At 31.8% G+C, this 23,014-nt stretch carries 15 protein-coding genes; 6 read left to right on the top strand and 9 right to left on the bottom strand.

The genetic code is table 11. From position 1 onward, the window contains the following. Positions 1-382: 382 nt before the first annotated feature. Positions 383-1,066, top strand: coding sequence for a helix-turn-helix transcriptional regulator (locus B6C99_RS11465; RefSeq protein ID WP_143413968.1), 684 nt, complete (start codon positions 383-385; stop codon positions 1,064-1,066). Positions 1,067-1,517: 451 nt separating this feature from the next. Continuing rightward, complete coding sequence (locus B6C99_RS11470; RefSeq protein ID WP_086359951.1) at positions 1,518-2,390, top strand: LysR substrate-binding domain-containing protein; 873 nt, start codon at positions 1,518-1,520, stop codon at positions 2,388-2,390. Between the two features lie 421 nt (positions 2,391-2,811). Here B6C99_RS11470 and B6C99_RS11475 read toward each other — a convergent pair whose 3' ends face one another. From B6C99_RS11475 to B6C99_RS11495, 5 genes are all read right to left on the bottom strand, one after another. Continuing rightward, on the bottom strand, positions 2,812-3,987 hold the full coding sequence (locus B6C99_RS11475) for an MFS transporter (protein WP_086359952.1): 1,176 nt from the start codon (positions 3,985-3,987) through the stop codon (positions 2,812-2,814). Positions 3,988-4,545: 558 nt separating this feature from the next. Beyond that, positions 4,546-6,303, bottom strand: coding sequence for an ABC transporter ATP-binding protein (locus tag B6C99_RS11480; RefSeq protein WP_086359953.1), 1,758 nt, complete (start codon positions 6,301-6,303; stop codon positions 4,546-4,548). Continuing rightward, positions 6,303-8,054, bottom strand: coding sequence for an ABC transporter ATP-binding protein (locus B6C99_RS11485; protein WP_086359954.1), 1,752 nt, complete (start codon positions 8,052-8,054; stop codon positions 6,303-6,305). The genes B6C99_RS11480 and B6C99_RS11485 overlap by 1 nt, the downstream gene beginning before the upstream one ends. Before the next feature lie 308 nt (positions 8,055-8,362). Then, positions 8,363-10,369, bottom strand: coding sequence for a TonB-dependent receptor (locus B6C99_RS11490; RefSeq protein ID WP_086359955.1), 2,007 nt, complete (start codon positions 10,367-10,369; stop codon positions 8,363-8,365). Between the two features lie 1,069 nt (positions 10,370-11,438). Next, positions 11,439-11,759, bottom strand: a complete 321-nt coding sequence (locus tag B6C99_RS11495) for a carboxymuconolactone decarboxylase family protein (protein WP_086359956.1) — start codon at positions 11,757-11,759, stop codon at positions 11,439-11,441. Positions 11,760-12,578: 819 nt separating this feature from the next. Here B6C99_RS11495 and B6C99_RS11500 point away from each other — a divergent pair. Then, positions 12,579-14,792, top strand: a complete 2,214-nt coding sequence (locus B6C99_RS11500; protein ID WP_158092478.1) for a TonB-dependent receptor — start codon at positions 12,579-12,581, stop codon at positions 14,790-14,792. A 49-nt stretch (positions 14,793-14,841) separates the two neighbouring features. Here B6C99_RS11500 and B6C99_RS11505 read toward each other — a convergent pair whose 3' ends face one another. Then, a complete protein-coding gene (locus B6C99_RS11505; protein ID WP_158092479.1) occupies positions 14,842-15,729 on the bottom strand; it encodes an AraC family transcriptional regulator in 888 nt (295 codons plus the stop codon). 134 nt (positions 15,730-15,863) lie between these two features. Between B6C99_RS11505 and B6C99_RS11510 the strand changes: the two genes are divergently transcribed. Beyond that, positions 15,864-17,072: an MFS transporter gene (locus tag B6C99_RS11510; RefSeq protein WP_086359959.1), complete on the top strand. Its 1,209-nt coding sequence runs from the start codon at positions 15,864-15,866 to the stop codon at positions 17,070-17,072. A 245-nt stretch (positions 17,073-17,317) separates the two neighbouring features. Next, on the top strand, positions 17,318-18,193 hold the full coding sequence (locus B6C99_RS11515; RefSeq protein ID WP_086359960.1) for a DMT family transporter: 876 nt from the start codon (positions 17,318-17,320) through the stop codon (positions 18,191-18,193). 119 nt (positions 18,194-18,312) lie between these two features. Here the strand turns inward: B6C99_RS11515 and B6C99_RS11520 are convergent, their stop codons facing one another. Continuing rightward, on the bottom strand, positions 18,313-19,275 hold the full coding sequence (locus tag B6C99_RS11520) for an aldo/keto reductase (protein WP_086359961.1): 963 nt from the start codon (positions 19,273-19,275) through the stop codon (positions 18,313-18,315). A gap of 161 nt (positions 19,276-19,436) precedes the next feature. Here B6C99_RS11520 and B6C99_RS11525 point away from each other — a divergent pair, with 161 nt between their 5' ends. Then, a complete protein-coding gene (locus tag B6C99_RS11525) occupies positions 19,437-20,318 on the top strand; it encodes a LysR family transcriptional regulator (protein WP_086359962.1) in 882 nt (293 codons plus the stop codon). 232 nt (positions 20,319-20,550) lie between these two features. On the opposite strand, the gene B6C99_RS11530 is transcribed toward B6C99_RS11525, so the two are convergent. Next, complete coding sequence (locus B6C99_RS11530) at positions 20,551-21,948, bottom strand: FAD-binding oxidoreductase (RefSeq protein ID WP_086359963.1); 1,398 nt, start codon at positions 21,946-21,948, stop codon at positions 20,551-20,553. A gap of 199 nt (positions 21,949-22,147) precedes the next feature. Continuing rightward, positions 22,148-22,936: a phosphatase PAP2 family protein gene (locus tag B6C99_RS11535; protein ID WP_173795345.1), complete on the bottom strand. Its 789-nt coding sequence runs from the start codon at positions 22,934-22,936 to the stop codon at positions 22,148-22,150. Positions 22,937-23,014 lie beyond the last annotated feature (78 nt).

Raw genomic sequence — 23,014 nt, forward strand, 5'->3', positions numbered from 1 at the left:
GTATCTAATGTTGATAAGAATAATCCTAAAAAACATATAATATAAATAGAATATATTGATTTAGAACTATCTACTACTTTAGTCATTTATAGGCCTCATATCAATTTAGTTTCATTAATGGCTAATTGTTCTTATAAAAAAATGAATATAGCCGTAACTAACAATTAAAAGTTGCAATAATGAGATATTCTTTTTGCTCAAATTGTTCCATGTCTTTTTTCTGATGTTTTTATTGGTGAAAATATCTAATTAGCTTATTTAATTTTTAAAAATTATGTTTAAAAAGAAATTTAAACAAGTTAGCTAAAAAGCGTATATTAATGTTGATTACAAATTAAATAACAAATAAAAATATCATTGATTTTTTTTGAGATTCTAAAAAGTGAGTAAATTATATTGTGAGGATTTAATACGATTTTCGGATGCAATGTCTGATGTCAGTAGAATTATGATTATTACTGAATTAATGAATGGCAGAACTCTTTCAGCCTCATGGTTAGCAAATCGATTGAATTTGTCACCACAGGCTACGCGTTTTCATTTAAAAAAATTAGAAGATGTTGAACTTATCCATCAAAGGAGATGTGGTAAACACCACTACTATGAAATAAAAAATCAAGATACTGCAACGTTTATAGAATCTACTTTTAATATTATTCCGCCGAAAGATTGCTTATTTTTATCTAATTCTAAAACTAAAGAAAAATTTAAAGAGGCTAGAACATGCTATAAACACTTAGCTGGCTCATGGTCTGTAGCACTTACCCAATCATTTATTAATAATGAATTTATTATTATACAAAACAATTTTTTTGTGGTTACTAAAAAAGGTAAAATCTTTTTTAATGAACATAAGTTATTATTTAACACATCTAACACAGCTTGTGTTGGCAAGCGCTGTATAGATTTTACTGAACATCGGGATCATATTGGTGGCACCTTAGGGACTTTAATACTGCAATCAATGCTACAACAAGGATGGTTTAAACAAGAAGATAATAAACGTGAATTAACAATTACCTCAAAAGGAAGAAAAAATTTAAATGTTTTATTAATTGATATATAAGGGATCTACAATAAACATTAATTTTTCAATTAAATCTTTTAAGACTAGCAACTAAGTTACTTTAACGTATTAATTATAATAAAAAACACCATTGCATTTAGGTTCTTAATCATCCATTGATATTAAACGATATTCCCTAACCTTCTGCAAAAGAGTCCATTGTAACCAAAAATTTAATTCATTTAGTCAAGCTGACGCGCCAAAACTAGATCATATTTCGTTAACACAGTTAGGACACAGTATTAACGTTGGCAATAGTTCTTTGAACTTGAACTTAAATTTGCCCGACATTAATTTTCGTTTTTAACAGATATTACTGTAGTGATAAGTATAGTTAGTTACATAACCGAATAAATAAAAAGATTTATTGGTTAAAACAAATTTTCTTAATAGGTCATAGATATCGAATAATTAAGTATAATAGTCAATAATTAACGAAAAGGATTTCATTATGTATGTAAAGAAAATAAGATCATTTATTGTGTTAGCAACCAGTGATAGTTTTCGCGATGCTGCAGAAAAACTGAATATAACCCAACCAACACTTACCAAACAAATTCAACTTCTTGAGGAAACATTTGGCTTTAAACTATTTCTTAGAGACAATCAAGGGTGTTATCTAACCGATGAAGGTAAAATAATCTACAAATACGCACTCAATTTGACCAATGAATTAGATAGATTATTATGTGTAGTCAAAAAAATAAAAAATGGTACAACGGGAGTTTTGAATATCGGCTATACATTTTCCTGTATAAATATATTACCGGAAATAATAAATAATTATACTGAACATCACCCAATGATAAAAATTCAGTTACATGAAATGTCTTCAGTAGAACAGGAAAAGAAGCTATTATCAGGCGAATTAGACATCGCTTTTATGGAAAAACCGACGAATAAACAAATAAAGTATACCGAAATAGGCTCAGATCATTTAGTCTTTATATTCAATCAAAAAGAAATTTTCCAGATTAATGATTTTAATGATGTTAATCAAATTTTGGATAAGAATACACTTTGTTTACCTGATTATGATTCACATTTTGATCTGTCACAAAAAATTGCCAAATATCTTTCTAGCAATGCGTTAAATTATCCAAATGTATATTACACAAATAATGTTTACAACATTATATCTATGGCTAATTTACATTCGAATGTAACGATACTGCCAAATAGTTTAGTTGATAATATTAAATCAACCAGTGAATGTAAAAAACTGATGGGAAAAGGAGCAAAATGGAAAATTGGCGTGTCATGGAATGAAGAAAAAGCAGGTACAGATGTACTCAATTTTATTAATGAGATGAAAGTTAAATAATTTTTTTATAATTATTAAAATTAATTACTTTAGTTGTAATTGTATTGCTTAATCATTAATTGGTAATAATTTCTTCCCTACTCTAAAACAAAATTAACGCTCTAAATTAAAAAGATATTACAACCACATCTTTATAGTTACTTACATTAAGTATAACCTCGCTTTTTATACAACTAAAATGATGTCATTAATCTCAATTGCGAATTTAATGTTTTCTGCATAGGTTAATAATTCTGACAAATGTCTATTAGTCATTGCTTCAGTGTTTTTATTAAAAATAGCAAGAATAATGAAAATCATCAAGTTGCTGTCTTACACAATATTCCAGATGATTTTCTTTTTAGTCCGCAATATATATTTGTGAAGCTAATTTTATCCATAACAGCTTGTCAAATGATAAACTTGCCGATCAAATAACTATTTAATCATTGTCACTTTCCTTTGCAACGCCAAGTTTACCGGCATATAAAATTAGACAAAGGGCAAAAATTAACAAAATACACATTATGATAGGTAATACTCTTGCATCGAAAACATTAAGTAATATTCCACCACAAAAACCACCACTAGCTATTGCTAAATTCCAAAGTGAGACAAGTAAAGACTGTGCAATATCAGCAGATTGTCCGGTTATTTTTGCTGAAGCTGTTTGAAATAGTGTTGCACCACCACCAAAGGCCAATCCCCATACTACAATTGAGATTAAAATTAACCAATAAAGATTGTCAAAGGAATAAAATAATAACCCTGATATAGCAAATAAACTGAGAGATAAAATAATTAGCTTACGTAAGTATTTGTCGATAAATATACCAACAACCGTAATACTAATTATCGACGAAATACCAAAAATAAATAGAACAACATCGACATTTGCATCATTACCAGATAATTGTAAATATGGTGATATATAGGTGTAAAAAATATTATGCCCAAAAGCAAAAATAAAATTTATTGCTAAGATAGATTTTACGTAACGTATAGATAATACAGAAAAAATTGAATTCTTTTTCGCTGTTTTTAACGCTGCTAAATTAGGTAATTTTAGCCATATAAAAATAACCAACAACAAAGAAATGATAGTAATCATGTGAAAAGTTAATCTCCAACCAACTAACTGCCCTATTGAGGTACCTAAAGGAATACCTATTGATAAAGCAATAGGAACCCCTAACATAACTAACGTTATTGCTCTGCCTTGTTTATCATCACTAACTATTCTTGTTGCATAACCAGCCACCATTGCCCACAGAAGACCGGCAAAAACACCAGCTAAAAATCTAGCAATTAATATCAGGATAAAAGACGAAAAATATGCTGTCATAAAATTAGTAATACTAAAACCAAGCATAACAATTACTAATAATTTTTTTCTATTCCAACTTTGTGTAGCAATTGTTAATGGGATAGCTGATAGTAGAGAACCTAATGCGTAAAGCGTCACTAATTGTCCTGCTTGAGCTTCGGTAACACTTAGATCTTCACTTATTAAAAGTAAAAATCCAGCAGGCAAAGCTTCAGTCATAATAGAAATAAATAGTGCGGTAGCTAAAGCAAGCAGACTCAATGTGGGAAATGTATTATTTGTTTTTTCCATGTAATTCACTCATATTATTAATTTTTTAGTGGGGAATAAAGTGAATTTATGCTAGCAAACAATCTTATAGCTGTATAATTCCAATCATTTATTGCATTATAAAAATTATTTATCGCTACTAACTATATTGACTATCAAGTTAGTTAAATTAAACACTAAAATTAAAGAAAGGAATATACACTTAAAGATGTTGATGACCTCTTTTTTGTACATGTATATCGTATCTATTCCCTAATTCAGCGATTTCAAACAAAGAGATTCATTAAGCTAAAATGAGTCGTTCAAGCAATAACAATAGCAGCGACAGTGATACTCTGGCTTTTATATTTCTAAGTCTTTTGCCCTCAATAATGCCAACAACTTATCAAACAAATAAACCATAACCGATTAAGATAATATCTCCTTTTGCATACCAACCTTACAATAACGAACTTACTAAAAGATTTACTGCCCAATTTTAAAGATGCAGAATAAACGACTAAGGATGTTGCAACACATTAAGCTGTTTACACTTAGTAACTCGCTATGGGTAACAGCACATTAATGCCACAGATGAGTTTAATTTTGCTGAAGATGCCAAAACTCTTTATAAATTCCATCTTGTTGCAATAACTGCTGGTGAGTACCACTTTCCACAATTTCGCCTTTATCAATTACTACAATTTGCTCAGCACCGATGATAGTAGAAAGTCGATGAGCGATAACTAATACTGTTTTCCCTTGCACTAGCTTATTAATCACCTTTTGCACTGCCAGTTCATTCTCAGTATCGAGAGCGGCAGTTGGCTCATCGAGGATAAGAATAGGTGCATTTTTCAAAATGGCTCTGGCAATAGAGATACGCTGCCTCTCCCCACCAGAGAGACTTTTGCCAATATCATTGAGTTGTGTTTGATAACCGTCGCGGAAATTCTGGATAAATTCGTGGCAATTTGCCTGTTTACAAACTTCGATGACCTCCTCGTCACTAGCGGATAATTTTGCCATTCTAATATTATTAATTATGGTGTCTTGAAACAAATAAACATCCTGAAATACTACAGAGACTAGACTCATTAACTGACTCTGAGACATATCTCGAATATCAATACCACCGATTTTAATACTGCCTGACTTAACATCAGCAAACCGAAGAATAAGCTTGGTTATTGTAGTCTTACCGCAACCACTGGCACCAACCAAAGCGGTTAATGCTTTTTCTGGGATCTGAAGGGATATATCTTTAAGCACATATTTGTCCTGCCCTCGGTACGAAAAGTTAACTCGTTCAAATTCAATATTATAGTGATCAGGCATAATCTCTGCCTTTTTTTCAGGTAATGATGGTGCATTCAACAGTTCCTGCAATTTTTCATACCCTATAACCAATGATTCAAGCATCGATGACATTTGTACAAAATAGTTTAATACATCCGTGGAACGCGCAACGATTAATAACACGCTGGCTAGTAAGAGATAGGAAATGGTCGCAGCATTCACCAAATAGGCACCTAACGAGATGATAAGGATCAAACCAACTTGAATTACAATGGTGATAATTAAGTTAGGTTTTTCGCCTTTTTTCGTGCCAATACGCAGTATATTTGCCACATCTGTTGTTACCTTAATAAATTCTGTCATCTTCTCTTCGGTTTGGCCTGTGGATTTCAATACATCAAGTCCTTGTACAAACTCAACAGCTTCCCCTTTTAATTTGGCATTGGCTTCTGCCAGAATGCTAAAACCTCTGCGATAGGCCTTCCTACGCCACAGGTAAAGTGGAATTGCCATTGGAAAGACCAAAAGCATCATCAAAGAAAGTTGCCAACTGTAAAAGAACAAGGCGATTGCAGCTGATAGAGGTACAACCACGCCGGTAATGATGATATTGAGTAGCATAAATGTAAATACTGCCGCTTCATTGACACTTTGCATCATAAGGTAATTTATTTCCCCAGATCTAAACTGACTTAAATAATCTAAGGAAATATGCCTTAGCTTGTTACCTAATTTTTCCCTTAGCTCGGTAACTGCCAACGTCGAATAACCATCCGCATCATAGCGTTCACAAAGCACCTTAAAAATAAAGCTACCCACCATTAGAACAATGACAATAATTAAATGAGTAACTGTTGCTGTAACACTTTTGGCTTCTAGCGATGCAAATAAGGGATATAGTAAAACCAACGAAACGCCAAATAGACAAGAGGATATCACAGTATAAATCAGACTGCGGATCAATATTTTTTTTTGCTTTCCAGCCGCATTGATTAAGCCAATATACGTTTTCAGCAATGATTTTGTTGTGCGTGTGTCTGTATTAATATACTCTTTCATCACTTTTCTCCATCAGCCAAATTATTGACTGGAATCGACCAATCTTTTGCTTTGTTATACTCTTGCCATAACAATTTATAATCACTTGAATTTTCGATTAAATCATTATGTGTCCCATGAATTTTAATCATTCCTTTATCCAATAATATTATTTGGTCAGCATTGACAATCGTCGATAAGCGGTGGGTTACCATAATGACAGTTTTATTTTTATCAATTAAACGGTTAAAGGCTTTTAACAACAAGGCCTCATTTCGGGCATCAGAAAAAGCCGTCGGTTCATCTAAAATAACGATCGGTCGATTTTGTAAAAAAACTCGGGCAATGGTGATCCTCTGTTTTTGACCACCGGATAATAACTGCCCTCTTTCTCCTGCCAGAGTGTTATATTGTTGAGGAAGTGTCAAAATGAAGTCGTGAATTTCAGCTTTTTTGGCGGCTTCAATAACATCTTCATCAGAGATATCGTCTAACCCATAGCGTATGTTATCTGCGATCGAGCATGAGAATAAAAAGTTATCCTGAAAAACAAATGAGATTCTCGACATAAGTTCAGCGTATTCAATCTCTTTTATATTAACTCCACCTAAAGTTATCGTTCCAGAGGTTGCATCAAGAAAACGTGGAATAAGATTTGTCAGAGTTGTCTTACCAGAACCAGATGTACCAATAAGAGCGGTAAATGAATTTTCAGGAATTTTGATATTGATATTGGATAAAACAGAGTCAGCATTCTGGTAAGAAAACCCAACGTTTTTGAAGATTATCTCATTATTATCAGGTAATAGCGGGTTGGAAGGTGCCGCTAAAATTGGTAGATTTTCAACTTCAAATATCCTTTCTATTGCTGCCTTTGACTTTTGTAATATCTGAAATAGACTCATCACTGGATGAACACTTTCTGCAATACCGATCGCCAACAATAAAAAACAGAAGGTTGTAATAAATGAGATTTGGTCATTTAGTTGGGCTAAACTCAATCCAACAACTAATATGATACTCATCGGCATAGCGGAGAAAAGGCTGCGAGCAATTTTTGTAGACAATCGCATAGATTGCAACCAATGAAAGACCACCTGGCTATAGTTTTCCAGTGCTTTTTGATATTGACCGAATGCTCCCTCTCCAGCATCAAATGTTCTTACCGCACTCATTCCTTGAATATATTCAATTATTTTACTGTTGATTTGAATAGTTGCATTGTTATAGCTTTCCTTCAAAAGCTTAGCTTTTTTCATGATAAAACTCAGCAGTAGAAAAGTAACTAAAGTGATGGCAAATACAATGCTTGCAAAGACCCAATTAAAGATAAATAAAACCAGTAAGGTAAAAATTGGTGTAACGAATGCCTCGGCTTTTAAAGGCGGAGCATCAGCCACAAAAGCATGTAATTCTTTAATATCATCAATTAATGTTTTGACAAGATTTCCATTGCCCATGTTTCTAACCGTTTCAATAGGTAACTGATTGATCTTTTTGATAAGCCTGGTTCGTAATATTTTTTCTAATTCAAATGCCGCATAGTGAGACTTATCATGAGCATAAGTTCTCAACGTATAAAAAAGAATGCTCAGAACAAGTAGAAAGACAATCGGCAATCCCGGAAAGACGCTAGCATCCAACATCAATTGGTGTAAAACCCAGATCAACATTAGCCAGATACTCAGTTTAAGTACCTGTGCAATTGATGCCAAAAATATAGAATGAGATACTTTATTCTTTACTGGCAGAAATATATCCGTATGATTCATAATTAAGTGTATCCTTAGCCTATATCTATCATGTAATAAGAAACAATCTTTAGGTTATCGCAACTAAACATATTAACCTCGAATGCCTTTGCTTTCTCTTGCAATAAGTTAACCTTTTTACTACTGAAAATTTTTCTTTGCTTTAGTTTTTTGCTTTGCTAAGCAAACTATATTGACAAAGTAAGCATAGCGTCTCCATTAATAGAATCTAGTCAGTTATATCAATACAGGAGAAATCCAGTATTATTTGAGTTGTTCATATAATTTAACCTTAAATCACACTGATAGTAATATAGTGAATATCAGTGTTAAAATTTCAGCTCAGTAGAAATCCCCACCATACGAGGCTGTTGATAAGTTGTATACCCACCATCAATAATTTTAGTTTTTTTATCAGAGTTAAATGCATTTTCGGTATAGAGCTTTATATTGCCATGTTTAAAGTTATAGGTTATATACGCGTTTGCCTGTGAGTATCCGTTAGTTTTTGAATCTTTACTATTCGATACGGATGAGTAATAAGAGTCGGTGTAATTTAAGTTAGCTCCAATTTCAAAGCCCGCAGGTAATGTATAATAACTACCTATATTGAATGTATAACCGGGAGAACGGCTGAGTTTATTATTTTTATAATTTGGATTCCCTGAAAATTCTTTAATTTTAGTTTTCAGCAACCCTACACCTGCAAAAAGATTTAAATCATTTGTTGCTTGCCAATTAAGATTAAACTCTACACCATAAGTCACTGCTTTATCGGCATTATCAATTACTGGGCTACCAAAAATATTATAATAAGGAAGCTGTAAATTTTTATAGTCATTATAAAATAGATTGGTACTAAGTTTTAGGCGCTTGTTTGGTGAAATCCAACGATGATACAACTCATAACTCCACACATATTCAGTATCGTATTCATATGTTGCAAAAGGTGGAATAAATGAGATTCCGGCACCTCCTGGGTTATAACCGCGTGCCACCTTGACACCTATGCGATGAGCGTCGTTAAAAAGATAGGCTACGTCAAGTTTAGGCAGGAATTCCTTTTCTTTACTTTTGTAGTTCACAACAAAGAGTTTTCCTCCGTTACGTTTATGATCCTCTTGTTCATAGCGAGCAGACATATTTACTTCAATATATGCTAGAGGGTTAAACGTTACTTCGCCATATATCGCCTTCGTTTCAGTTTTATCGTGATAATTGTTTTTCTTAATTAATAACACCGATTCATCTTGAGGAGAGTTGTAGTAAAACAAACCGACTAAACCGCGATAATCTCCAGAATTGAATCTCAATATTGGCTCAACCTGGACTTCATGACCTTCAACCCGAGCTGGTCCTCCGGAGGAAAGCGCATAACGATCCTGAATATAGTTTGAATAAATAACTTTATTTTCAAATTCTAAAGCATCATTTATTTGATAACCAATATCCCAAATATTACTCGCTGAACGTACTTGGAATACTGCACGGTAAGTTTCAGACTTATTACGGGGCTTGAACTCGCCCTGTGGCGCTCGTGAGTCAATATGGGAAAACGTATAGCGACTATAAAAATCAGGGAGTGTTGATGGTAACCAATAAAGCTTTGCTCTCATTGTAGTTGCTTCAAATTTACGCGAGTTACCTGCCGGATAATAATCAGCAAGATGTTCAGATGACTGTCGCTCTTGTCGATCCATACTCAGGCGTAATAATAATTCATCTTTAACTACAGGCCCAGAAAGCATCGCTGCGTACTGGCGACGGTTTTGATTACCGTAATCAAACTTTACTGCACTTTCGTATTCATTGACTGGGTCGTTACTTTGCATAACCACCGATCCGGCAATAGCATTACGCCCCTGCGCATAGCTTTGCGGACCGCGATACACTTCAATCTGCTTCATATCCCATAATGATTTATTACCATAAGCCAATTCGTTATAGTTTGAAGTACGGCCATCAATTGAAACGTTAAAGCGAGGGCGCGCACCGGTAAAGAATGCCATTGAACCAGGCGAGTTCGAACCTTCAATACCGCGGATTGTGGGTAATTCGTTTCCCAGTCCTGTATCTATGATATTAGGTGTTTCCTTTAATACCTGATTTAAAGAGTACAGATCTGGACGACGCTCTAGTTCTTTATTGGTAATAATGTTAACACTTGAACCGGTTTCAACCTCGCTGCGGTCAACTCTTTCGCCGACGACAATGATTATATCATCAGGTTGTTGTGTTTCTTTTTTATTACTAGTCTCATTTGCCATACTAACTGCACTGTAGCCACTAATCATGCACAAACTAAATAAACTTAATTTAGACTTAAAACTTTTCATATATAAACCCTTTTACAATGTTATTCACATATTGCGGCATATTAATGACCAGCTAGTATCAAATCCAAAATTTCGATTTCTGGTTTGTTAGTGTGTTTGTTTTATTCAATAAAACAGGACAACCATATATTCCAATCTGTCGAAAATAAGTGTGAAACGCTTGTTGAAGTATGTTAATCAATTCTAAATTATCACCAACTTCCCAAACAGCATCCTCAAAGGTTTGATTTGTCGCTTTTTATTCAATAATATTTTGTTAAATAGCCATTTTTTACTTTTTTTAAAAATTTTACTTATCTGTATACAAATAAAACTGACCATTAATGATATTGATAACTATTATCAATTGCGATCTTTTATCATATTGAAAAATTATTGTCAAACCTATCAAACATTTGTTTTTTCATCATGAGAAATTCATTTAATTTATTGATATTAAATAAATTAAGGAAAATAACATTTGTATTGAACCATTTTTTAAACAATATGCTTAACCTTTATTACCAAAGGTTAATAAGATGTTTTTTGTGTAAATTTAGATTATTAATTGGAATATTAAATATTTTGATTTTGATCACTTATTTACATATTTCATAGCATATTTAAATCAGTTGATGCAAGACGTTTATCATGAGGCTGGCATATCAGAGGTCAGTAATCAAATATAGATGTAGATATTAAATATATTATATAAAGAATAAAGGTACTACAAAGGATAATTAGTCAAAGGCTAGGAAAAAACATTCTGAATACGTCGAATTAGTAGAAATCCTTAAAAGTCCCTTAAGAACATCTAATGAATTCTAAAAGTTAAGCAGTCAATCAATTTACTTACTTAGTAATATATGTAAAAGCAAGTAAATTGATATAATGATAATAAGTCATTTTATAGTAAAGATTTTTAACTATTATAAACAGTTATTTTGACTTTATAAGTTAACAATAGTGTAAATGTGAATAGTATTCAATACATACCAATCTGTACTATTTTTTCTAAAAAAAAGTGAGTTTGTGTGTATTATTTGAATTTATTTTTGGTTTATTATTTTTAATAAAAAACTGCTTAAAACTAATTTTTCCAAATATCTTTGGCTAAACGGAACGCAGCCCAAGCTTTAGGCCAACCAACGTAAAATGCTACATGAGTTAAAACTTCTGCTATTTCTTGCTTCGTGATGCCGTTATTTTTTGCGGTCTGTAAATGAAATTGTAAAGAACTATCTAAGATACCACTGGCAAGTAATGCCGTAACTGTGACTAAACTTCTGTCTCTTGCTGAGAGCTCTTTTTCTCGAGACCAAACTTCACCAAATAATACATCATCATTAAGCTCAGCAAACTTAGGTGCAAATTCGCCAAGTACATCTCTTCCCGCTGTTACTTTGTTCATAATTTTTCCTTTTATTTTGTGTTATGAAAAAATCAATTTAAAAATCTAACAAATTTAGAGATTTCAATATAGTATAGTTCTCTTTTAATCATAATGGATAATTATATTAATAAAGAAATAACTGAAAAAACTATTATTATCAATAAATCTTTTCAGTTAATTACAGTTTGTTTATTTTCTTTTTTAGTCTTTAATCGCCTATTTTTCCTATTCTACCTAAATATCAATATCTAATTTATTGAATATATTATGGATTAATTAAATTATATTCTTGCTACCTATAGCTAGAATTTTCATCTTTTTTTATCAAGCCAAAATATTAACAATTATCTTCATTTGCAAGAAAATTAAAAATAATGACGGGCCATATTCTAATTTCCATAAAAATAGACAGATAAAACACAAGAACTCAAACTAAATTATTCCCCGACCAATTTGATTGCAAATTTAATTAGCAAAATTATTCACTAGCCGCCATTTATAGTGAATAAAAATCACTTATTTAACAATATTACCTAATACGAATTAATTAAATAATATTCTGAATATCATTAAATATTTAATGAGTATCAAATATATTTTCCTTAAAAATTAATTTATTAAATAAAAAAAAATAAAATTTAAACAAATTTAAAACCGATACGGTTTTTTTAACCTGATTTGGGGAGAACTTTTTTAGTAAAACCTTTACTTTATAAATGATAATTATTCTTATTTAAATTTATCTATTGTTATGAATTAAATGGAATGTCAAAGAGTGTTTATACCTTTATAGAGCATATCAGAATGCTTTTTATATGTAGTTTTAGGAAAAAATATATGAGATACAAATTAGCTTTTATTGATAGAGTAACTAATCTCCCCATATCTTCGAAAAAAATTATTATTAATTCACCGTGGTTAATGGCCGGTATTTTCTGTTTATCGTTCAACGCAATGGCAGATACAGTTGAAAAAAAAGACGATAGTGATCAAATAGAACAATTAATCGTTACTGCTAGGCATGTAAAAGAGTCTGCCAAGGATATTCCATTTACGGTCAATATTGTTGACGATAAAAAACTAGTTGACCGACGGGAAACAACTTTAGAAAAAGCTTTAAACGATACCGTTGGCGTACAAGTAATTAGTAATATGGGAGCGGCGAAATCTATACGGATGCGTGGCGTCGGCTCGGTATTGCCAATGAGTGGCGATGACAGTTCAGTTAGTATTAACGTAGATGGAATGCCACAGTCAAGAAGTAATACGACCTTAAATTTACTTGATGTTCAGCGTGTCGAAGTATTAAAAGGTCCACAAGGAACACTATTTGGCCGAAATAGTGAGGCTGGTGCCATCAATGTTATTTCGAAAAAACCTACTAGTTATTTTGAATCAACTTTTAGAACCGAATTTGGACAAGACCATCAAATATTAACAGAAGGTGTCATCAGCGGTCCTTTAACCGAGCAGCTAAGTGGCCGTTTTGCTGTCCGTTATGATGAAGCAGATAGTATTTTAGAAAATGTTAATGATCATAAACCAGTGAGTATTCTTAGAAATAAAATCGCTAGAGGTTCATTGTTATGGGAAGCTTCAGAACTCACATCTATCTCATTTATTACTGAATTAGAAGATGCAATGGGCATGGATGATATGTATGTTATGCGTCCTTACGGTCACCATCCAAAAATTAACATTCCTAATAGCAGCGATAAGAATGACAAAAATATTTACCGTTTTAATTTTAAAGTTGAACATCAACATGATAATAGTGTTTTAAGTTCTATAACAAGTTATTCTTACTCTAAAAATGACAATCGAGCACCGATTTACGAAGGTAAATTATATAACCATTTAATAGGTATATCCCCTCCTTCAAATTGGTCGTTTTTAACTAAAGAGAATCTTTTCAATCAAGAATTTAGAATTTCTTCAAAACCTGATGCATCTATATTTTGGGTTGCCGGAGTTAATTATTATACTAATAACCGACATAGAAATACTTATGATGTTATAGATGTTTTTTACCCGACTAATCCTTTAAATGCTGATATTAAGAGAAAGTTTGAGACAGATAATGTAGGTCTGTTTGGGGAAATTACTTATCCTCTTACCGAAAAATTGAAATTAACAACCGGCATTCGCCAATCTTACGAAAAGAAAAATTATCGAGCAAAATGGTCAGCTAACTCAATTTATACCGACAATGCACCGGGGATGCCAACTTTAGCATTTGATAAACAAAAAATAACTGATCATTATACTACTGGTCGACTCGGATTAAATTATCTTCTAAATGATAATGCCACCCTTTATGGACTCTATTCTAGAGGTTATAAAACAGGTGGTTTTAATGATGAAGGGACCGATTTTGCCACATTGGGTTATTCAGACCAAGCCTATAAATCAGCTTATGTAAACACTTATGAAATTGGATTAAAAACTGAAAATAATACCGTTGGACTAAATACCGCACTATTTTATAACGATACAAAACGTGAACATTTAATGGCTTACAATCCAGCAACATTTGTATCTGTGGTTGAAAATTATGATATTCGAAGTTATGGTGTAGAGCTAGATGGTTTTTGGAAAGCACCTGGAAACTTGGACTTTACCGGCGGCATAGGTTACACCAATGCTAAAATAGTCGGCACTCCAAGCCAAAGTTTAGCTCATGTGAAAAAACATAACCAAGTACCGGATACATCGCATTGGAATGCTAATTTAACCATTTTGCACTCTATACCGCTTAATTTAGCTTCAGGAATATCATTGGAAACACAAGTAACAGATCGTTATATTGGCTCTCGTAAAGCCGATGTGCAAAATAATTTTGATTTGAAAGCTTATAACAAACTTGATGCTCGAATTGCCGTTAAAACTGAAAATGCTGAATTTTATGTATGGGGCGATAATCTGCTCAATAAATCTTATGATATATGGGGATATTATATTCCAGCCATGTATCCGGATGGTCCAGATGCAACCATTGGATCACCAGGCAGAGGGAGAACAATCGGCGTTGGTTTCATTTATAACTATTAACATGTTTTATGTAACAACCTAATATTAGTAACTTTGATCTGTGCTGCCACTATTTAACATTATTATATGAATGCTGGCGGCGCATCTCTTTAGGTAACACACCAAACTGTTTCCTAAATGCTGAACTGAAATGACTAATATTACTATATCCCAACATAATAGCTGTTTCAGTAACACTATTTTCAGTTAATAATTGTTTAGCTTTATTCATTCTTTCCGTCAAGTAATAGGCATAAATGCTTTTACCAAAAATCTGCTTAAATCCTCTTTTTAACTTGCTATGATTAAGACCAACTTGCTTAGCTAACCAATCAATGGTTGGCGGATTGGTTAAATCACTGATTAAATAGTCACGTGCATCATTAAATTGTTTATACTCCCATTGGGTAAATTCTTGACGCCCTAAATGATTATCAAAAGACTTGAAGTACCAATTTAAGTATTTTAATACATGGGCATAGACTAATAATCGATTTGATTGGTCCGTGTTTTGCATCAAGTAGAATAGCTCTCGAGCACAAGATAATACATTGCTATTTTGATGAATTGGATGATGATGCAGGAAAAAATTCACTTTCTTATCCAGATTAGAAAATTGAAAATCGATTTCGCCGAGTAAAACATCTAATAATTCTGGCATTATCATAACTTCAATGTTACAAAAATCTTTAGAGTGTTGTAGATGAAAAGTCTCACCATCAGCAAAGCCGAAAGTCAAATCCCCTTTATGGGTAACAAGTTTTCTACCTTTAACTTGCATGCTCAACTTACCTTGTAACTGACAATTAAAACATAAACATTTATCACTACTAGGAAATGCTTTACTCAAATCAATGGCATTTAGATCATCGGCACTATTCACACATACCGCTAAACCAGGTTGTAACTCAATGAATGAACTGTTTTTTTTATTATTAGGTAATTTATCCAAATGCATATATCCTCCAAACAAATAAACGATAACAAATATCATTTGCGTTTACAACAAAATAAAGCTACCATTTATCAGCTAATATCCTTTGGAGAATAGAATTTATAATATATTTATTATAGAAGCTTATAAAACACCTCATGGACTATAAAACCATCTTCGCTGATAAACAAAAAAACTATTTTTTATTTATTATTGCACAGCTCTACATTATACAAGGAATTCCAGTAGGACTGGCTTTTGACGCCTATCCTATCTTATTACGTGATTCAGGTGTTTCGTTAGCCGTGATAGCAATGATTCCACTAGCGGGTTTGCCTTGGGTTATCAAATTTATATGGGCGCCGTTAGTCGAAAATCACTGGATAACTAAAATAGGTTATCGAAAAAGCTGGTTACTACCAATGCAATGTCTATTAGCAATTTTGATAACCATTATTGCTTTCACCCCTTTCACATCAGAAACCACTACTTATCTTCTTATAGTTATCATTTTTTCTTGTATCGTTTCTGCAACACTCGATATTGCAACTGACGGACTTGCAGCAGATTTATCGCAAAACAATACAATTAGCCAGATAAATAGTATTCAAGTAATGGGCAATATTACTGGTATGCTTATTGGCGGGGCTGGAGTAACCGTTTGTTATGATTATTTAGGAAAAACCTATAGTATCTTATTGTTAGTTGTGATTATTTTTGTATCGATTATACAACTCACTATATGGACAGAGCCCAATTTAGGCCACAATTCACGATCCAATTCGCGAGCAAGAATCCACAATTTTTTTAAACGAAAAAATGCTAACCATATGCTATTGCTTGCGATAATGATACCTTTTGCTGGTTCGGTAATTTTAACCACAACTAAATTTATTTTACTGGATCATGGGTTCTCTGTGAGTGATGTTGGTATCTATACAGGTATTGGTGGTTATTTAACTATGCTTTTAGGTTGTGCCATTGCAGCCTATTTATTAAAAACTAAACACCCTTATCAAACGCTTAAACTTGGTTTTTCTTTATTATTTTTCCTAATTCTGTTGTGGTGTTTACTTTACTATATGCCTGGTTATATTAATCCTATGACGACTACCATTATGATGACTATTTTAGGTATTGGTATAGGAACGATTAATGTTAGTATTTATACCATCACGATGATTTTTGCCAAGCAAGGAAAGCAAACAGCTACAGATTATGCTATTTTTCAGAGCAGCTTATTATTCTCTGAAATAATCGGCTCTTCAATTTCAATGACAATTGCAGATTATTTTAATTATTTAATTGCTTTTTTATTGGCTCTAATAAGTATTATTGTTATTAACCTAATGATTAGAAATAAATAATAAATTGTAATTTTCGATATCTTTGTTTAGCCCTTTAAGTATAACAATACATTTTAATCTATTAATACATAACTTTAAATTATTGTTTGATTATTGATAATGAATGTATTACAACTTGCATAACTCCAAATTAAGTCTCATTAAAAAATGTGACTAAAGAATTACAGAATAATAAAGGATGAGACAAATCTATCAGCTTTAATATAAAATGAATTAAGTATTTCAAATACATCTAAAATAAAAATATGGAAAATAAAGTTATTATCGGAACTTTTTTTGCTTTATGTGCAGCTCTTCAGAATGCAAGTATAGGTATAATAAGTTTGTTACTTATCAATAGCGGATTGGAGTCGGAACAAATAGCTTTTCTCAAAACATTGGTGGCATATTTATTCGTAGTATTGTTATTAATAAAAACTCCAAATATAATCCAGAAAAACCATATAAATAATGCTAAAAGCAAAAATAAACTATTCATTGAAATAGCTATTTGTTCATTTTTAGGAATTTTCATATTATTCTTCTTTGAAACAATCGCATATAGTTATGGTAGCCCACCAAACGTTGTTATTATTTTGATGGCTTCTGCTACAATTTCAGCATTATTTTTTTGTGCTTTAATTTTAAAAGAAAAAATATCAATTAGTTCTATTATTGGTGCTCTATTAGCTATTATTGGTATCTTTATTATATCTTGGAAAGGATCTACTAGTTCACTACTTTTATTAAATGCTAGTTTTGCAGGAATTGGATATGGTTTGTTTTCTGTTTTGATTAAAAAGTTCAAATTAACAGGAGGAATATATCTTACAAAATATTTATTAATGTTCGGGACAGTTTATTTATTTTTTCCATTTATAGTACAATTTAATTTTAATTATAAGATTGATATAAATATTCTTCTTGGTATTGTTTCTTTAGCTTTATTTCCAACTATTTTAGGTTTTTACTGCACAACGAAAGCATTAAAATATATGAGCCCAGGAAAAGTTCAAGTAACTGAACTATCTGAGCCAATTTTTTCTACATTACTAACGATAATTATATTCAATAGTATGCCTAATCATTCTTTTTATATAGGAACTCTATTTATTATTTTAGGAATTATATTAATTAATTAGTTATTCAAAAATTTATATTTTAAGATAATAAAAATAACCTACAAAAAGCATTGAATAGCTTTATATTTTAATAAACAAAAATCTCTTGGTATCGAATTATTATTCAAGAAAAAATTTTTTTAAATCGCACCCATAATTTTATGAGGAATATAAAGTTCTTCAAGATAAGCAATATCATCCTTAGTTAAGGAAATCTTCAATGCTCCTATCGCATCATCCAAATATTGAGTTTTGGTTGCCCCAATGATTGGGGAAGTAATTCCTTTGGCAAATTGCCATGCCAGAGCAACTTGAGTCATGGTTACAGCATATTTTTGCGCAATTTCATTAACTCTTTTTACTATATTCATGTCGATTTGTTGGGTACTATCGTATTTAGTAATAGCAGTCTTATCAGTCTTACTACGTAGTGTATTGGTTTGCCATTCTAATCGAGAGAGTCTACCTGCAGCTAAAGGGCTATAAGGGGTTAATGAAACATTGAATTGCTTACAGACAGGAATTAATTCTCTTTCATCTTCACGATATAATAAATTATAGTGATTCTGCATCGAAACAAACGGCGTCCAACCATTTTGTTTGGCGCCTAATTGCATATTATAAAATTGATAACCATACATCGCAGAAGCACCTAATGCTCGTACTTTACCACTCTGTACTAAACGATGTAAAGCAGCCATAGTTTCCTCAATTGGTGTACTGTAATCAAAACGATGGATAATATATAAATCGACATAATCGGAACCTAATCGTCTCAGGGAACCGTCAATTTCTAGTTCAATTGCTGTTTTAGATAAATGCCCTTCATTAAAATAGACTTTAGTAGCCAGTATTACTTTGTCTCGAGCTATATTTCGTTTAATCGCTCTTCCTACATATTCTTCACTAGTACCACTAGAGTATGTATTTGCTGTATCAATAAAATTAATTCCTAGATCTAAGGCATGTTTAATGATTGTTTCGCTTTGTTCTGGATTAAGTGTCCAATCATGCATTTTACTAGCAGGATCGCCAAAACTCATACATCCTAAACAAAATCGTGAGACTTCAATATCAGAATTACCTAATTTTATATAATCCATACTCTCTCTCCTAAATAACTAATAATAGATTGAATAATTTTATAAATTGTTAAAAATTCAATTTTAATTATGATTATTTTATCGTTAACTTTTATTGAGATAAACGTGTTATTCATTTATAGTATAATGAATTAAATTCATTAATTTTCTATTTATATCCGATGTATAACTATAATGAACTAAACTATTTTATTACTATAGCTAAAGCAAAAAGCTTTGTTGGTGCAGCTAAATCTTTAGGTGTTTCGTCATCAGCACTAAGTCATAGCATGCGAAACTTAGAAACACGTTTGAGTTTACGACTATTTAATCGCACGACTCGAAGCCTATCATTGACAGAAGCAGGTGAACAACTTTATAAACAAATAGCCCCTCTCTATCGACAAATCAATGAAGAAGTTGCGGCTCTTGGGGATTACCTTGATACTCCATCGGGTACCATTAGAATTAATGCATCTAATATTGCTATTGAAAATTTTATATACCCTAAATTAAGCCAATTTTCACTACGCTATCCACAAATTAAAATTGAAATTCAATGTGACAATAACTTAGTTGATATTGTCAAACAAGGTTTCGATATGGGCTGCCGAATTGGAAATGATTTGGCAAAAGAGATGATAGCAGTAAAAATATCAGATCCATTGCGAATGGCTTTAGTGGCTAGTCCTGATTATTTGCATCAGAGAACAAGACCAAAACAGATAAATGATTTAGATCAACATTTATTAATTGGCAAAAAAGTTTCAACCCAATATGGAATGGAATCGATATGGGAGTTTGCCGATAAAGGTAATATTATTCAATATCACCCTATTTCTCATTTCACAATCAATAATCATTTAAGAAAACAAGCTACTCTTGATGGTTTAGGTATTAGTTGGATTGGTTATCCAGATGTAAAAAATGAATTAGCATCAGGACAACTTATAGAATTACTACCTGAATATTCAATTACATATGAACCTTTTTATATTTATTACCCAAGTCGCAAGGGGCATTCAAATGTATTTAGACTAGTATTAGAAGCATTAAAAAACTAGTTTATTATCAATATGGTTGATAAAAAAGACAGGAAAAATTAATATTAAAATCTACAAATAATTTTATGTTTAATATTCGTTGTATAGTACATTAAAATAAAGCTTAGATAAGTTTAAAAATAAATTTTTTCTTATGTTAAACAATGTATTGAACTTTATCGATATTAGATAATATCTGCTTAAATAATTAGTTATTTAACAAAAAATAACTAATTATCTTGCTGGCGCTATGTTATTGAACAGTTTCGATATGGTAGCGTTTTAATAACATATTACTGAATTTATTGTGCGGATCTAGACGAGCTTTAAGCTTAAAAAATTGCTCAGCTTGTGGATATGCTCTTTGAAATTGTTCTGTTGTCGCATGTAATTGATAAGGTAGATAATAACTTCCTTGATTTTCCAAAACAGCATCTATCAATTCCCTTGTCCAATTACCAACATGTTGTTTGCTTAATTCATCAGTATCTTGTTGATAATAGACTACAAACGCAAATACTTCCGATTTTGCCCAAGCCAGTAATGAACCACTATCTTGGTTGGCGTGACGAATAGAAATATTAATAACATTAACTTTATTTTTTTTCAAAATAGTGACTAATTTGGGATAAAAGTGATCAAATTGATCAACAGGTATAAAATATTCCTGTAAAACAAAGCTTTTATTTTTAGTCGATATCGGTTGCAAATACGAAACATCATAACTAGCCTCATAATTACGCCACATGACTGTTTTTTTTATATAATAAAAATCATCAAATAATTTACGTAAATTTTTACCAGTAGACGAGGAAGATACAATTTTGATTGGCTTTTCCAGATTATGCGATTTTTTATCATCAGATCTTAATCGTTGCAAAATCGTTAATGGTTCTTCAGTCTGTTTATAAGTAACAGATCTCACTCTTTTATAGTCTGGTGGATAAATTATCGCATTATGGAATATTGATTTTTTATCAGAACGAATATGTTGGATAAAATATTGATAATAGTTTGTAATTGGCATAGCCTTACTAATGCGTTTTACTTTTACATTATCAGCAAGTTGCAATGTCACCTCAGTGATTATACCTAGACCACCATATCCACCAATAGCACCATAGAATATATCTTGATTTTGCTCAGGACTAGCTATTACTACTTTGCCATCAGCTAACACAATTTTGAATTGTTTTACCGAAAGAATTATAGGCCCTTCACCTATATATCGGCCATGAACATTAACACTTAATGATCCACCAATACTAAAATTAGCATAGCTTTGCATTATTTTTACAGATAAATCATAGGGATCTATAAGCTCCTGAACTTGAAGCCAAGTTGCCCCCGTCTCAATAGTCAACAGTTTTTGTTCAGGTTTAAAGTCAATAACATGATTTAATTTACGAGTATCAATTTGCACCGCCCCTTGGATTGCTGTTTGTCCTCCCATACTATATTTACCACCAGCGATACTAATTGGTCCAGTAGCCTTTTTAACTATATCAACAACTTGTTGAGTAGATTCTGGTTGCACAACTGCTGCAACTTGAATCGGTGTCATTCCAGTTACATCATTGACTTCTACTGCCATAACAGTAAATGGCAATAAAAAACAAAGTGCAGATATCAATAAATTTATTTTTTTCATGTTATAGAATAATAAGAACGATGAGATAAAATATGATAGCTTATTAGAGTTGAAAAAGATGTATTTTAGATTGGTTCATATTGTTCAATAAATTGTCATCCTCTAAAAAATAATTGATTTAATAAGTTTTAATATTATTAATATAAAACTTCCCCTCTTAAGTATTTTGAAAATATCTTAAGAGGGTGGAATCAATTAATTATTTTGATGATTTATATTGACTTTTAACTTCTTCTGTAGCTTTACGAAGATCTTCTTGGAATTTAGGAAGAGTTTGTAAGCGAGAATATTCAACAGCACCTACAATTCGTCCTGCATCAACATCACTTTGCCAGTGAGCACCACAGATCATTCGGCTTTGACCAAATTCATAACCACGTTTTATAATGGCTTCTGCATGAGATGGTGCCATTTGAGCAAGTACTAATGCTACAGTCCATCCATAAGAAGTATGTCCAGAAGGATATGATCCATTCTTACGCAAACGATCTTCTTCATTAACAGGTTGACAGGTGTGATTACCAAAGAATACAAATGGGCGCTCTCTCATATACGCTTCTTTTGCTGTTTTGGTAGCATTATCTGCTGAATCAACAAGAAGATCACCTAACATTTTATAAAGAGTTGGTGTTGTTTCTTGTGAAATAGTAATACCCATTGGTTCAGAAAATATTTTTGCCATATTAGTTGTATGTAAATCTGCATCCATTGTTGCTTGCTTCCAGCGAGCTGTATCTTTTAATTTATAACCTTCTTGATATGCAGCTTTGTCTGCTTCAAATACTGCTGAATCATTTTTAGGAGGTCCTGGAAGATAATCATTACTACTCACTGCCTCAGCTGCTGTATGATATGTAGGTCCAACTTCATGACCTAAAAAATCTTCTGTAGAACCTGGTTGAAAAGCCATTGTTGTTGAAGACATAAATAATGAGCATACTGCAATAGCGATTCCAGCTATTTTTAATGAATTTTTTGTATTATTCATTTTATTATTTCCTTAATTGTAAGTTTAATGTTCCTAAATAGTTATTTTTTATTTTTCTGTTTTAAAACAGTGTATTTA

The sequence above is a fragment of the Gilliamella sp. N-G2 genome (assembly GCF_002142215.1).
In the GTDB taxonomy this organism is placed as follows: domain Bacteria; phylum Pseudomonadota; class Gammaproteobacteria; order Enterobacterales; family Orbaceae; genus Gilliamella.